This is a genomic window from Streptomyces ureilyticus, from assembly GCF_011045025.1.
Classification (GTDB): Bacteria; Actinomycetota; Actinomycetes; order Streptomycetales; family Streptomycetaceae; genus Streptomyces; species Streptomyces ureilyticus.
In genome coordinates this window covers 12,430-24,687 of sequence record NZ_JAAKZX010000053.1, presented here as the reverse complement: position 1 = coordinate 24,687, position 12,258 = coordinate 12,430, and the positions used below count along the sequence as shown (strand labels likewise).

General features: G+C 69.8%; 13 protein-coding genes and 2 pseudogenes. 7 read left to right on the top strand and 8 right to left on the bottom strand.

Features of this window, described 5'->3' with window-relative positions:
* Positions 1–28 precede the first annotated feature (28 nt).
* Positions 29–337, bottom strand: coding sequence for a hypothetical protein (locus G6048_RS18690; protein WP_206341759.1), 309 nt, complete (start codon positions 335–337; stop codon positions 29–31).
* Between the two features lie 160 nt (positions 338–497).
* On the opposite strand from G6048_RS18690, the gene G6048_RS18685 reads away from it, so the two are divergent.
* The 3 genes from G6048_RS18685 to G6048_RS18675 all read left to right on the top strand — a co-directional run bounded on the left by G6048_RS18685 (position 498) and on the right by G6048_RS18675 (position 2,104).
* Complete coding sequence (locus tag G6048_RS18685; protein WP_165340695.1) at positions 498–980, top strand: TIGR03668 family PPOX class F420-dependent oxidoreductase; 483 nt, start codon at positions 498–500, stop codon at positions 978–980.
* Between the two features lie 96 nt (positions 981–1,076).
* The gene (locus G6048_RS18680; RefSeq protein ID WP_165340694.1) at positions 1,077–1,496 is read left to right on the top strand and encodes a CBS domain-containing protein; all 420 of its coding nucleotides are present in this window, start codon (positions 1,077–1,079) and stop codon (positions 1,494–1,496) included.
* Between the two features lie 44 nt (positions 1,497–1,540).
* Positions 1,541–2,104 (top strand): DUF6886 family protein, encoded by a 564-nt coding sequence (locus G6048_RS18675; protein WP_165340693.1) that lies wholly within the window; start codon positions 1,541–1,543, stop codon positions 2,102–2,104.
* Positions 2,105–2,312: 208 nt separating this feature from the next.
* On the opposite strand, the gene G6048_RS18670 is transcribed toward G6048_RS18675, so the two are convergent.
* The gene (locus tag G6048_RS18670; protein ID WP_165340692.1) at positions 2,313–2,912 is read right to left on the bottom strand and encodes a TetR/AcrR family transcriptional regulator; all 600 of its coding nucleotides are present in this window, start codon (positions 2,910–2,912) and stop codon (positions 2,313–2,315) included.
* A 94-nt stretch (positions 2,913–3,006) separates the two neighbouring features.
* Here G6048_RS18670 and G6048_RS18665 point away from each other — a divergent pair, with 94 nt between their 5' ends.
* On the top strand, positions 3,007–3,696 hold the full coding sequence (locus tag G6048_RS18665) for a nitroreductase (RefSeq protein WP_165340691.1): 690 nt from the start codon (positions 3,007–3,009) through the stop codon (positions 3,694–3,696).
* A 73-nt stretch (positions 3,697–3,769) separates the two neighbouring features.
* Here G6048_RS18665 and G6048_RS52225 read toward each other — a convergent pair.
* The 3 genes and pseudogenes from G6048_RS52225 to G6048_RS18645 all read right to left on the bottom strand — a co-directional run bounded on the left by G6048_RS52225 (position 3,770) and on the right by G6048_RS18645 (position 5,907).
* Positions 3,770–4,847 (bottom strand): annotated as a pseudogene (locus tag G6048_RS52225) (IS630 family transposase).
* A 124-nt stretch (positions 4,848–4,971) separates the two neighbouring features.
* Positions 4,972–5,334, bottom strand: coding sequence for a cupin domain-containing protein (locus G6048_RS18650; protein WP_165340689.1), 363 nt, complete (start codon positions 5,332–5,334; stop codon positions 4,972–4,974).
* Between the two features lie 114 nt (positions 5,335–5,448).
* The gene (locus tag G6048_RS18645; RefSeq protein ID WP_206341758.1) at positions 5,449–5,907 is read right to left on the bottom strand and encodes a MarR family winged helix-turn-helix transcriptional regulator; all 459 of its coding nucleotides are present in this window, start codon (positions 5,905–5,907) and stop codon (positions 5,449–5,451) included.
* Positions 5,908–6,120: 213 nt separating this feature from the next.
* On the opposite strand from G6048_RS18645, the gene G6048_RS18640 reads away from it, so the two are divergent.
* The 3 genes from G6048_RS18640 to G6048_RS18630 all read left to right on the top strand — a co-directional run bounded on the left by G6048_RS18640 (position 6,121) and on the right by G6048_RS18630 (position 8,231).
* On the top strand, positions 6,121–7,089 hold the full coding sequence (locus G6048_RS18640) for an alpha/beta hydrolase (protein ID WP_165340688.1): 969 nt from the start codon (positions 6,121–6,123) through the stop codon (positions 7,087–7,089).
* Positions 7,090–7,160: 71 nt separating this feature from the next.
* A complete protein-coding gene (locus G6048_RS18635) occupies positions 7,161–7,652 on the top strand; it encodes a peptidylprolyl isomerase (RefSeq protein ID WP_165340687.1) in 492 nt (163 codons plus the stop codon).
* Between the two features lie 201 nt (positions 7,653–7,853).
* Positions 7,854–8,231, top strand: a complete 378-nt coding sequence (locus G6048_RS18630; RefSeq protein ID WP_165340686.1) for a DoxX family protein — start codon at positions 7,854–7,856, stop codon at positions 8,229–8,231.
* Between the two features lie 62 nt (positions 8,232–8,293).
* On the opposite strand, the gene G6048_RS18625 is transcribed toward G6048_RS18630, so the two are convergent.
* The 3 genes and pseudogenes from G6048_RS18625 to G6048_RS18615 all read right to left on the bottom strand — a co-directional run bounded on the left by G6048_RS18625 (position 8,294) and on the right by G6048_RS18615 (position 12,202).
* Entirely contained in the window at positions 8,294–9,667 is a 1,374-nt protein-coding gene (locus tag G6048_RS18625; protein WP_165340685.1) for a trypsin-like serine protease, read from the bottom strand.
* A 144-nt stretch (positions 9,668–9,811) separates the two neighbouring features.
* Positions 9,812–11,378: pseudogene (locus tag G6048_RS18620) on the bottom strand (alkaline phosphatase D family protein).
* 203 nt (positions 11,379–11,581) lie between these two features.
* Complete coding sequence (locus tag G6048_RS18615) at positions 11,582–12,202, bottom strand: L-threonylcarbamoyladenylate synthase (RefSeq protein WP_033319247.1); 621 nt, start codon at positions 12,200–12,202, stop codon at positions 11,582–11,584.
* Positions 12,203–12,258: the final 56 nt, after the last annotated feature.

Here is a 12,258-nt window from a genome sequence, read left to right as displayed (position 1 = left end):
AGGTGCTGAAGCCGGTGCCGGACCCCCGTCAGGCGAACCAGCCCTGCTGCGAATCGGGCTGGGAACCCGACTGCGAACCAGACCCCGGACCGGGCTGTGAACCTGGCTGCGAACCAGCCCCCTGGCCGGACTGTGAACCGGGCGGCTGAGGACGGGAGTTGGGAGCCGGAACCGGGGCCGGAGCAGTGGGGGAGCGGGGTGGCCGGCCGGCGGGCGAGGGTTCCGCCTCGGCGATCCAGCCGAGTTCGCTCTGGAGCCGGCGAGCCTCGCTGCGGACCTGGAGCGGAATGTCGCCGCGTTCGGAGATCAGTTGGTCGTAGATCGGTGCGTCGGGCACGAGCGGTGCTTCTCCTCAGGTCAGGTACGTCCACCTCGACCTTAAGGCCGCCCCGTTCCCGCGTCGGACGTGCCCCCGGCTCGGACAGAACCGGAAACCGCGCGACCATGGACGGACACCGACGCGGACAGATGCAGACACAGGCGGACGGAGGATCCTCATGCCGGTCATGGACGAGGCCGAGGCGCGGCGGAGGTTCGGCGAGGCCCGAGTGGCACGACTGGCGACCTCGGACGCCGAGGGGCGACCGCACCTGGTGCCGCTCGTGTTCGCCCTGCGCGGCGACGAGATCGTCACCGCCATCGACTGGAAGCCGAAACGGCCGGGCCGCGTGAAGCGCCTGGACAACATCGCCGTCCACCCGGAGGTCTGCCTGCTGGTGGACGCGTACGACGAGGACTGGGACCAGCTGTGGTGGGTGCGGGTGGACGGCACCGCCCGGGTCGTACCGCCGGACGCATCGGAAACGGACGCGCAGGACGAGTGCAAGGACGCGCAGGACGAGTACGCCGCCGCGATCGAACTGCTGGCGCAGAAATACGCCCAGTATCGTCAACGGCCCCCAGGCGGACCGGTGATCGTCATCTCCGTACGACGCCGGCACGGCTGGCGCGCCCGCTCCGACGCGGAAACCGGCCGATGACATGGCACGGGAGCGTGCTTGGAGCCACATCCTGCGGGTACTGGGACGGTCCAGCGGCGGCTGGGGAGGTCGCCGCCCGTTCATCGGAGGACAGTGATGGCTCAGAAAGTCCGCGAGATCATGACGAGTGCCCCCGTCGCGGTGGGCACGCGCACCGCGGTCAGCGAGGTCGCGCACCGGATGCGTGACGAGGACATCGGCGCGGTGCTGGTCGCCGAGGGGGACGAACTGCGCGGCCTGGTCACCGACCGGGACCTCGTGGTGCGCGTCCTCGCCGAGGACAAGAACCCCGCCGACACGACCGTGCAGTCCGCGTGCAGCCCGGACCTCGTCACCGTCACCCCTGACGACGAGGTGCGCCGCGCCGTCCAGTTGATGCGCGAACACTCCCTGCGCCGGCTTCCCGTCGTCGAGGGCAAGACCCCCGTGGGCATCGTCGCTCTGGGCGACCTCGCCATCGAGCGCGACCCGGAGTCCGCGCTGGGCGACATCAGCGCGGCCGCCCCCAACGAGTGAGGCGACGCCGTCTCCGGGCGGTGGCGCTGCGGTAGAACCGGGGCATGCGCCCACAACCTGGAGAGGTACTGCACTTCTCGGAAGACCCGACGATCACCGTGTTCCGTCCGCACGTCGCCGCCACCGCCCAGCGGCCGGAGGCCTACGTGTGGGCCGTCGACCACGGCCGGGCGCCGGACTACTGGTTTCCCCGGCAGTGTCCGCGGGCCATGGCCTGGACCGTGCCGGGCACCTCGGCGGCCGACCGGGAACGCATCCTCGGTCCGGGCGGCGGCGAGCGCGTGCACGCCATCGAGTACGGCTGGATGGAACGGTTCCTGAGCGTTCGGCTGTTCGCCTACCGGTTCTCCGCCGACGCCTTCCGGCCGTTCGGCGAACCGGTACCGCACGCCGTCGTGGCGAGCGAGCCCGTCGAACCGCTCGGCCCGCCCGAGCCGGTCGGCGACTTGCTCCGGCTCCACCGGGACGCCGGAATCCAGCTGCGCGTACTCGACAACCTCTGGTCGTTCTGGGACGCCGTGACCACCAGCACGCTGGGGTTCAGCGGCATCCGCCTGCGCAACGCGACGGCCAGGGACGTACGTAATCCCCTGCATCCGCCTGCGTAACGTGATGGCCAGAGACGTACGTGACTACTGATTTCGGCGTTTTAGGGTCTGAGTAGTCGACAGTACCGACGCGGACGTAGTCGTCGCGGCCGAGGCGGACGCGGTGGTTGATCCCGAATGACGTAGTCGGAGCAGGAAGCGGCCGCCACGGAGCCCTACGCACCTGGCCTGGCTTTGGCCGCAGGCGGCGTTCGTCTTCGTTGGCAAGTCAGCGTCTTGAGGGAGGCGTGAGTGCCTGTTCCAACAGGGTCTTCGCGGCCGCGCGCGCGTGCTGGCCGTAGTCCGCCTGGTTCAGCACCATGGCACGGCTGGCTGCTCCGTCCGCGAGGGTCACCAGTTGCTCGGCGAGTGCGGCGGGTTCACTGCAGCCCAGTTCCGTCACCAGATCGGTGACCAACTGCACCATCCGGAGCTTCTGTTCGCGGGCGTAGGCGTGGATCGGATTCTTCGGATCGGGGAACTCTGCCGCTGCGTCGATGAAGGGGCACCCTCGCACCGAAGGCGTGTCCGGGGTGGGTTGATCGAACAAGCGAAGAATCCGCTCGCGAGGGCTGAGGTCCTCACGGATCAGCACACCCTCCATGGTGTTCCCCGACGAGGCCAGCGCCTGCAGGTAGGCAATCGCCAGTTCGTCCCTGGAGCGGAAGTGGGCGTAGAGGGTCCGCTTGGACACCGGTGCCGCCTCTGCGACCTGCTCCATGCCGGTCCCAGCGATCCCTTGATCCGCGAACAGTCGGGCGGCGGCTGCCAGGATGCGTTCCCTTGCGCCTCGCCCTCCTCGCCGCGTCGTGTCACCCATCGTGCCCATGAAGGAAGCATACGGTCGCGTTTACTTTACTCGGGGCGCGGGGCTACTATCTCACCTCAAGTAAACGGACACGTTTACATCGATGAGGAGTCCCATGAGTTGGTCCGACCACACCGAGCTGAGCAGCTACGCGGAGAAGCTGATCCGTGCCCGACGTGCGACGCGGGCTTTCCGGCCCGAGCCCGTGCCCAAAGAAACGATGCACACGATGTTCTCGCTGGCTGGAGCGGCGCCGTCCAACTCCAACGCGCAGCCGTGGCGGGTGGAGGTCGTCAGTGGCGCGTCGCGCGACCGTCTGGCGGCGTCCCTTCAGGAGGCCCACGCCGCACGGCGCGTGTCGGTCGACTTCCCGTACAGCGATGACCTTTACTCGCCGGTGCAGCAGGAGCGGCGGGTCGCCTTCGGCGGCCAGCTCTACGGGACACTGGGCATCGGCTTTGACGACCATGCGGCGCGCGCGGCATATGACGCCAAGAGCCTGGGGTTCTACGGTGCACCGCATGTCGCGTTCCTCTTCGTCGCCGAACAGGACAACGCGCGGCTGGCTGCCGACGTCGGCGCCTACATGCAGACGCTACTTCTGGCGATGACCGCGTATGGCGTGGCCAGCTGCCCGCAGGGACTGCTGAGCTTCTACGCCGACGAGGTACGCGCCGAACTCGGCGTCACCACAGGAAAACTGCTCGTCGGGATCTCGTTCGGATACGCCGACGACGCCGCACCGGTAAACCACATCATCACTGAGCGTGCCACGCTGAGGGAGACCACAACATTCCACGGCTGACAGTGAGGAGTGACCTGGGCGTAGCCCGGAGCTCGACGCTTCGGCTGTCCGTGGGTTACTGACTTCGGCGTTTTCAGGGTCGGTCCGGTCTGTCGAGAGTGAGGCCCGTCCCGGCGAGGAATCCGCCGAGGACGCGGTGCCGGTACTGCAGCGTCTTGAGCCGTCTGCGGAGCAGAGTCTCCAGCTCGCCGAGGGTGCGGGCGGCCAGGTTGGCCAGGCTCCTTTTGATATGTGCCCACATGCCCTCGACTGGATTGAGGTCGGGCGCATACCCGGGCAGCAGGACCACTGACAGCCAGTCCCGCTCGGCCACGAGCGTCTGCATCGCCTTGGAGATGTGGGTGCTCAGCCGGTCCCACACCACGATCAGCGGGGCCTTCAGCAGGTGGTGGGCGCCATCCAGCAGACGGATGTAGTCCCTCTCGCCGAGCGAGCGGCGCTCGCCCTTGCGGCCGGTATGCCGGCGCAGCCGGTAGCACAGGCGGGCGGGCAGGCCGGGCCGGTAGCACAGCAGCCCGGCCACCGACAGCCGTCCACGGCCACGGCCGGAAACGCGCACCGTCGGGGTGATGCCGCGCCGGCCCCAGGTGCGGCCCTTGGGCGGACGGCCGGTCACGCCCGCTTCGTCCTCGAAGCAGACGAACGCGCCGGTCGCCGCCCGGAGGGTTTTACCTCCTGCCAGGTCACCTCCCGCCATGCGGTGATGGCGTCCTCGTCACGTTCGGCGGCGGGCCGGGCGGGCATCTGCACGCTGAAGCCCATCCGGTGCAGCAGCCGGGTGACACGGAGACGCTGTAGGAGATGTGGAACTTCCGCCCGATCAGCGTGCGTACCCGAGCGGCGGTCCACACCTGGTCGTCCGTCCAGCCGTGCGAGGCCGGCCCTTCTTCCAGCCAGGCGGCGAGTTCAGCCTGCAGGCGGGGGCCGAGCCGGCAGTCGTAGCCCGGGGGCCCCTTGGAGCACAGCGCTTCCCGCCCGCCGGCCTCCCAGGCGCGGCGCCACTGGTAGACCGACTTCTCGCTCACCCGTAACTCCCGGGCGATGCACGGTACTTTCACGTCCTCATCGAAGAGGTCAGCGGCCCGCAGGCGTACCTCTTCGCGGCGCGTGCGCTGATCGGCGGTCAGCCCGCCCCCGTCTGGATACCGCATACTTCCGGGCTACCAGCCACGACGAACCCTGTCACCAGACCCGGCAAAGCCCCAGACGCTATAACGCCGAAGTCAGTAATCCACCTCGTACGCGACTGATCCGCGACCTGCGTCGCGCGCGCAGTCAGCCCTTCGCCTTCGCGTACTCCTGAGCCATACCACCGGCGAAGTCGTACGCGATCACGGCTTCGTCCCCCACGACCCAGGCGTCATGCCCGGGCGGGACCACGAAGACATCGCCGGGGCCGACCTCGCTCTCGGCGCCGTCGTCCATGCGGACGCGGAGCCGTCCCTGGACGACATAGCCGTTGTGATGGACCTGGCAGCTCTCGGTCCCCGCGATCGGAGCCACGGACTCGGACCAGCGCCAGCCGGGCTCGAAGGTCGCCACGGCGAAGTCCAGCCCGGTGAGGTGGACGGCTTCGAGGTGGCCCCTGGGGAAATCACGCCGCTCATCCGGCTTTTCGACCGTCTTGATCTCGATCATCGTGCTTTCCTCCGCTCTGGCCGCGGCCGGCACTCTCGCGGGCCGTCACTCCATCCTCTGCCTGTCAACCAGGGGCCGCCATTTGAGGGACCGGCGAGCCGGTACCCGCGGATGTCAGTCCTCGGAGACGTTGGCGGTGAGCAGGCGGAGCAACTGCTTGGCCGTGGCGTCCTGTTCGCGGGTCAGGCCCATGGCGTCGCCGATGGCCACGGGCACGGTACGGGCCCGTTCCCGCAGGCGCGCGCCGGTCTCGGTGAGACGAATGGCGACGGAACGCTCGTCCTCCGCGCGGCGCTCGCGGCGGAGCAGGCCGTGCGCCTCCAGGCGCTTGAGGAGGGGGGAGAGGGTGCTGGATTCCAGCTGGAGCGCGGTTCCCAGGTCGCGTACGGACACCGAGTCCTGTTCCCAGAGCACGAGCATGACCAGGTACTGCGGGTAGGTGAGCCCGAGCTCGTCCAGCAGTGGCCGATAGCGTGCCGTGACCGCCCGCGAGGCCGCGTAGAGGGCGAAGCAGAGCTGGTCGTCGAGGAGCAGGGAGCCCTCCTGCCTCGGTTCTGCCCCGGTTGCGGTCATGGTTTCGCTGCCTTCCTCTGGTCGTGTGTCCCGGCATGAGGTTCCTGTGCTCTGCGCGAGGACGCCCACCTTATCTTTCACGTCCTCTCGATTGTATCGACCACTAATAAGTTGCGCACGACTAAATGGCGCGCTACTGTCTCATCGTGCCGCCGCTCCCCAGCGCAGACCGCCCCGGAGTGTGTCCGCGGCATCCGATCCGAGGAGACCGCCATGACTGAGCACGCCGCCCCCCGCCCGGTCCTCGAGCCCGCCGCCCTGTCCTTCGCGGAGGCGACCGCGAACCCGCCGTACCTGTTCGACCTGGGTCCGGCCGACGGCCGCAAGGCCGTCGACGAGGTGCAGTCGGGCGAGGCCGTCAAGCCCGCCGTCGACGAGGAGTGGGTCGTCGTGCCGGGCGGCCCCACCGGCCAGGTCCGCGTACGCATCGTGCGGCCCGCGGGAGCGCAGGGCGTCCTCCCGGTGATCGTGTACATCCACGGCGCCGGCTGGGTCTTCGGCAACGCCCACACCCACGACCGCCTGGTGCGCGAACTCGCCGTCGGTACCGGCGCCGCGGTGGTCTTCCCCGAGTACGACCTCTCGCCCGAGGCCCGCTACCCCGTCGCCGTCGAGCAGAACTACACCGTCGCCCAGTGGATCGTCAGTGACGGCGCCGGCCACTCCCTCGACGCCACCCGCATCGCGGTCGCCGGCGACTCGGTGGGCGGCAACATGGCAGCCGCGCTGACGCTGATGGCCAAGGAGCGCGGCGACGTGCCCCTGGTCCAGCAGGTCCTCTTCTACCCGGTCACCGACGCCGCTTTCGACACCGGCTCCTACCGTCAGTTCGCCGAGGGCTACTTCCTGCGCCGCGACGCCATGCAGTGGTTCTGGGACCAGTACACGACCGACGAGGCTCAGCGCGCCGAGATCACCGCATCACCGCTGCGCGCCGCCACCGCGCAACTCGCCGGTCTGCCCCCGGCGTTGGTCATCACCGCCGAGGCCGACGTGCTGCGCGACGAGGGCGAGGCCTACGCCAACAAGCTCCGCAAGGCCGGCGTCCCGGTCACCGCGGTCCGCTACCAGGGCATCATCCACGACTTCGTGATGCTCAACGCCCTGCGCGAGACCCACGCGGCGGAGGCCGCCATCGCCCAGGCGGTCAGCACCCTGCGTACGGCCCTCGGCACCTCCTGACGCGACACGGCCGGGCCCCGGGAACGGGGCCCGAAGTGTGCGGCGGCGGGTGAAGGTGTTTGGATGAAGCCATGAGCAACGTGTACTTCGACATCACCATCAACGACGAGCCCGCCGGCCGGATCGTCTTCAAGCTGTACGACGACGTGGTCCCCAAGACCGCGCGCAACTTCCGTGAGTTGGCCACGGGCGAGCACGGCTACGGATACGAGGGCTCGGGCTTCCACCGGGTCATCCCCGACTTCATGCTCCAGGGCGGCGACTTCACCCGCGGCGACGGCACCGGCGGCAAGAGCATCTACGGCGAGAAGTTCGCCGACGAGAACTTCCAGCTGAAGCACACCAAGCCCGGACTGCTGTCCATGGCCAACGCCGGTCCGAACTCCAACGGCTCGCAGTTCTTCATCACAACGATCATCACGGACTGGCTGGACGGCAAGCACGTCGTCTTCGGCGAGGTCATCGAGGGCATGGACGTCGTCAAGGCCGTCGAGGCCCAGGGCTCCCGCTCCGGCGCGACCAGGGTGCCGATCAAGATCGCGAAGTCCGGCGTCGTCGCCTAGCCGACGACAGACGGCAGGCGACGGACGACGGACGACAAGCGCCGCGGTGACCTCCGCCGACCCGGCTTCCCGGGTCGGCGGAGGCGTGGTGTGCCGGGACTCAACCGCCTGATGGAACAAGGGACTTGACGCCACAGGCGGGTGCGCGGCGGCGCCTGCTCTCCCGTAGCGTGGCGCCGTATCCACGACTACGGAGGCACGATGGCCCCTTCCCGACGCTCCCCGCTCATACTCGCCGGTCTCCTCGCCACCGCCGGCGTGACGCACTTCGTCGCGCCGAAGCCGTACGACGCGACCATCCCCCGCATGCTGCCGGGGTTCCCCCGGACGTGGACCTACGCCAGCGGCGCCGCCGAACTCGCCCTGGCGGCCGGACTCGCACATCCCCGCACACGACAGGCCGCGGCCCGCGCCACGGCGGCGTTCTTCGTCGGGGTGTTCCCGGCCAATGTGCAGATGGCGCTCGACTGGCGGGACCGCCCCACCACCCTCAGGAACGCGGCCTTCGGCCGCCTGCCCCTCCAGATCCCCCTCGTGCTGTGGGCCCGGGGCGTCGCACGCGACTCCCGACAGGGATAGGCCCGGCCGCCGTAGCGCGGCGCGAGGCCCACCTCCTCGCGCCGCACGGAACTGATCAGCCGTCAGCGGCGCTGCCACAGAGCCGGAGTGCTCGTGGGCTGCCACGCCGTCTGCGCCTGATGCGACTGAAGGCACTCGTAGGTGATGCCGCCGTAGGTCACCGTGCTCCCGACGCGGTAGACCTGGCCCGGGGCCCAGGCACGCGCCGGCTCCTCCGGGGCGCCGCCCGGAGTGCCCGAGCCGCTCGTACTGGTCGTCAGGACGAGTCCGTACGCCTCGAGCAGCGGGTTGATCGGCTGGTAGTAGGTCGTCCCGCCGGTCGTGCAGTCGCCGGAGCCGCCGGAGAGGACGCCCTGCGCCTGGGCGCCGGCGACGTAGGGGCCGCCGGAGTCGCCCGGCTCGGCGCACACCGACGTCTCGGTCACGCCGTCGACGGTGCCCTCGTTGTAGCTGACGCTGGTGTCGTGCTGCTCGATCCTTCCGCAGTGCCAGCCGCTGGTGGAGCCGGACCGGCAGACCGCGGCGCCCACGAGAGCCTGCACCGAGCCGCTGACCTGGACGGTGTTACCTGACCCGGCCTTGACGTTGGGGGTCGCCGTCCAGTCGTTGTTGACCCGCACCCAGGCCATGTCGCGGCCCGGGAACCTGGAGGCGCTGAAGGTTCCCTGGTCGACCCTGTTGTAGCCGGCGGTCCTTTCGCCCGGTCTCCCGCAGTGGCCCGCGGTGGCGAAGCCCTGCTGCTGGCCCGAGGTGACGGAGAATCCGACGGAGCAGCGGGCCTGCTGGTCGAGGTTGTGAAACGCGTCGCCGCCCTGGAGGTCGTACAGCGCATGCGGCTGGTTCGCCGACACCTTGACGCGCACGAGCTTCCGGTCGACCCCGGAAGCCGCGATCAGCGCCTTCCCGGCGGACCGGCGGGTCGCCTGCACCGTCACCTGGTTCGCCCGGATGTTGACGTACCGGACCGGTGTGCCGACGCCGTCGGCACGGTCCGCGGCGGCATCCAACTTCGCCTTGACGGCTCTGAGTTCGTCCAGTCCGTGCTCGGCGAGCGCGGCGTTGGCGCCGCCGGCCTCGATGAGGGGGATGTCCGCGACGTCGGTGGTGGCGACGGTGAGGTTGGCGGAGGTCGCTCCCCGCAGCCAGGCGCCCGCGAAGCTCGCGCCCAGGGCGTTCTGGAGCCGGCCGGCGCGCATGCCGGCCTCCGCCTCGTTCACCAGCCGCGTTCTGGCCTGCGTCTCGGTCAGGCCCAGATCGCGCCGCAGCGCGCGCAGGACCTCGGCCGACGGATTGTGCGCGCCCAGCGTCTCGGCGGCGGAGGTCGCGGTCGTCGGTACGGGGGGATCGGCCGCCACGGCCGCGGGCGGCCCCGTCAGCACGAGTGCGCCGAGCACGGCGAGGGCCGCGCAGCCTTCTCCGGCGGATCGATGGACCATCAGGTTCTCCTCGGGTTCGACGGGTAAAAGATCTCGAATCCGTAGGTTTTGCCGCAATCGGCGCAAAAAATGTGCTAGTGCTCGCTCCTTCAGCCGATCAGGGAACGGGAGTACGGGCCGCACCCGGACCCTCCGGCACCGGATTCACGCGGGCTCGAGTCCCGGACGGCCCGCCTCGGTCACGAAGGACGCGGCCGTCGCGATGGGCGCACCGGGCGTCGTCACGGCGGACACGGTCCGGAAGTCGGCCCTCGCCGCCTCATGTCCGAGCTCGACCCGCACATAGCCGCGCCGCCCGTCGTAGAACTTCAGATGCGGGTTGGCCTTGGTGTATGTGTCCCAGGTGAGGGGCCTTTCCGCGCCGTCCCTGCCGCTGGAGACGGACGTGGTGACGAACTCCGTGCCCAGGGTCCTGGAGGCCGGCTCGTCGAAGACCTCCTTGATGTCGAAGGCGTAGCCCACATGGGCGTCACCCGCGAGGACCATCAGGTTCTGGATCCCGGCCGACTTCGCCCCGGCCAGCACCCGCTCGCGGGAGGCGCGGTAGCCGTCCCAGGTGTCCATGGACACCAGCGCCTCCGGGGTCGGATCGAGCTTGTGCTGCGAGAAGCGCACCTGCTGCGGCAGCACGTTCCACAGGGCGTACGAGGCCCGCCAGCCGTCGATCAGCCAGCGCTCCTGCGCCGCCCCGGTGATGGTGCGCGCCGGGTCGTCCGACTCGGGTCCCGGGACGTGCGGCATATCGCCGTACGCCTGGTCGGAGCGGTACTGCCGGGTGTCGAGCACGTCGAACTGGGCGAGCGTGCCCCACTGGAGCCGGCGGAAGAGCCGGAGGTCGGGCCCCTGCGGCAACTGGGCGCCGCGCAGCGGCTGGTTCTCCCAGTACGCCCGGTAGGCGGCGGCGCGGCGCAGCGGGAACTCCTCGGGCGGATTGCCCTCCTCGTCGACGGCGTCGGCGCAGTTGTTCTCGGTCTCGTGGTCGTCCCAGGTGACGACGAAGGGATGCGCCGCATGCACCGCGCGCAGATCCGGGTCGCTCTTGTAGAGGGCGTACCGCAGCCGGTACTCCTCGAGGGTCCTGGCCTCGCGGTTGAACAGCTCGGGCACCTGGCGGTCGGTGTATTGGCGGGCGCCGCCCGCCGAGTTGACCGCGTACTCGTACAGATAGTCACCGAGATGGAAGACCACGTCGACGTCGTCCTCGGCGAGATGCCGGTGCGCCGTGAAGTAGCCGTCATGGTAGGCCTGGCAGGAGACCGCGGCGAAGGTGAGCGACGGGGCGGCGGCGGCGGTGGCGGCGGGCGCGGTCCGGGTACGGCCCGTCTCGCTGATCCAGCTGCCGGTCCGGAAGCGGTAGTAGTACTCCCGGCCAGGCAAGAGGCCGCCGACCTCGGCGTGCACCGTGTGGTTGTACTCGGGATGGGCCCAGGCGGTGCCGCGCCGGACGCTCTGCAGGAAGAACTCGTCGTCGGCCACCTCCCATTGGACTTCGACCCGCTGCCCGGCCAGTCCGCCGCCCGGCTCGTACGGCGCGGGCGCGAGCCGGGTCCACAGCGGTACGGAGTCGGGCAGCGGGTCTCCGGAGGCGACTCCGAGAGTGAAGGGATCCTCGGAGATCCGCGCCGCATCGAGCTCGGCGGCCCGCCGCGCCCGGGGTGGGCAGATGAGTGGCGAAGGCCAGGACGGCCGCCGCGGCGGTGAGGTTGAGCAGTCAGCGCCGCCCGAAGTACCGGGCGGCGCTGAGCAGTTGGGGGTCGTGCCGGGAAGGCGCGTACCGGAGCGGTGAGCTGTGACGGCCGGGAGGTGTCATCGCCGTATGCTAAACAGACAAAGATCACAATTCCGGCAGGCGTGGGCCCGCAAACCTCTCGTGCCGTCCGGCGTGGAAGCCCCGCGTCCCCGTCGGGCGGCGCGTCACTCGAAGCGCGCGGTGTCGCCCGCTCCCTTGCGTACGATCTCGGCCTCGCCGCCCGAGAAGTCGATGACCGTGGTCGGTTCGGTACCACAGTCCCCGGAGTCGACCACCGCGTCCACGACGTGGTCGAGACGCTCCTTGATCTCCCAGCCCACGGTCATGGGCTCCTCCTCGTCCGGCAGCAGCAAGGTGCTGGAGAGCAGCGGCTCACCCAGCTCGGCGAGCAGGGCCTGGGCGACGGTGTGATCGGGGATGCGGACGCCGACCGTCTTCTTCTTCGGGTGCAGCATCCTGCGCGGCACGTCCTTCGTCGCGGGGAGGATGAAGGTGTAACTGCCGGGCGTGGAGGCCTTGATGGCGCGGAACACGTCCTTGTCGATATGCACGAACTGGCCCAGCTGCGCGAAGTTCTGGCAGACGAGCGTGAAGTGGTGCCGGTCGTCGAGCTGCCGGATGGACCGGATCCGGTCGATGCCGTCACGGCTGCCCAGCTGGCAGCCCAGCGCGAAACAGGAGTCCGTCGGATAGACGACCAGGGCACCTGAGCGGATGCTCTCGGCCACCTGGCCGATGGTGCGCTGCTGGGGATTGTCGGGGTGCACGTCGAAGTACTTGGCCATCTGTCGAGCTTATGCGCTTGAACGGTGAAGCTCGCGCTGGACCGGTGTCCTGCCGG

Bases quoted from the DNA above. Each gene is read 5' to 3' on its own strand.
- G6048_RS18630 (WP_165340686.1), top strand. From the start codon at position 7,854: ATGGCCCCTTCCCGACGCTCCCCGCTCATACTCGCCGGTCTCCTCGCC.
- G6048_RS18635 (WP_165340687.1), top strand. From the start codon at position 7,161: ATGAGCAACGTGTACTTCGACATCACCATCAACGACGAGCCCGCCGGC.
- G6048_RS18640 (WP_165340688.1), top strand. From the start codon at position 6,121: ATGACTGAGCACGCCGCCCCCCGCCCGGTCCTCGAGCCCGCCGCCCTG.
- G6048_RS18645 (WP_206341758.1), bottom strand. From the start codon at position 5,907: ATGACCGCAACCGGGGCAGAACCGAGGCAGGAGGGCTCCCTGCTCCTC.
- G6048_RS18670 (WP_165340692.1), bottom strand. From the start codon at position 2,912: ATGGGCACGATGGGTGACACGACGCGGCGAGGAGGGCGAGGCGCAAGG.
- G6048_RS18650 (WP_165340689.1), bottom strand. From the start codon at position 5,334: ATGATCGAGATCAAGACGGTCGAAAAGCCGGATGAGCGGCGTGATTTC.
- G6048_RS18665 (WP_165340691.1), top strand. From the start codon at position 3,007: ATGAGTTGGTCCGACCACACCGAGCTGAGCAGCTACGCGGAGAAGCTG.
- G6048_RS18685 (WP_165340695.1), top strand. From the start codon at position 498: ATGCCGGTCATGGACGAGGCCGAGGCGCGGCGGAGGTTCGGCGAGGCC.
- G6048_RS18675 (WP_165340693.1), top strand. From the start codon at position 1,541: ATGCGCCCACAACCTGGAGAGGTACTGCACTTCTCGGAAGACCCGACG.
- G6048_RS18615 (WP_033319247.1), bottom strand. From the start codon at position 12,202: ATGGCCAAGTACTTCGACGTGCACCCCGACAATCCCCAGCAGCGCACC.
- G6048_RS18680 (WP_165340694.1), top strand. From the start codon at position 1,077: ATGGCTCAGAAAGTCCGCGAGATCATGACGAGTGCCCCCGTCGCGGTG.
- G6048_RS18625 (WP_165340685.1), bottom strand. From the start codon at position 9,667: ATGGTCCATCGATCCGCCGGAGAAGGCTGCGCGGCCCTCGCCGTGCTC.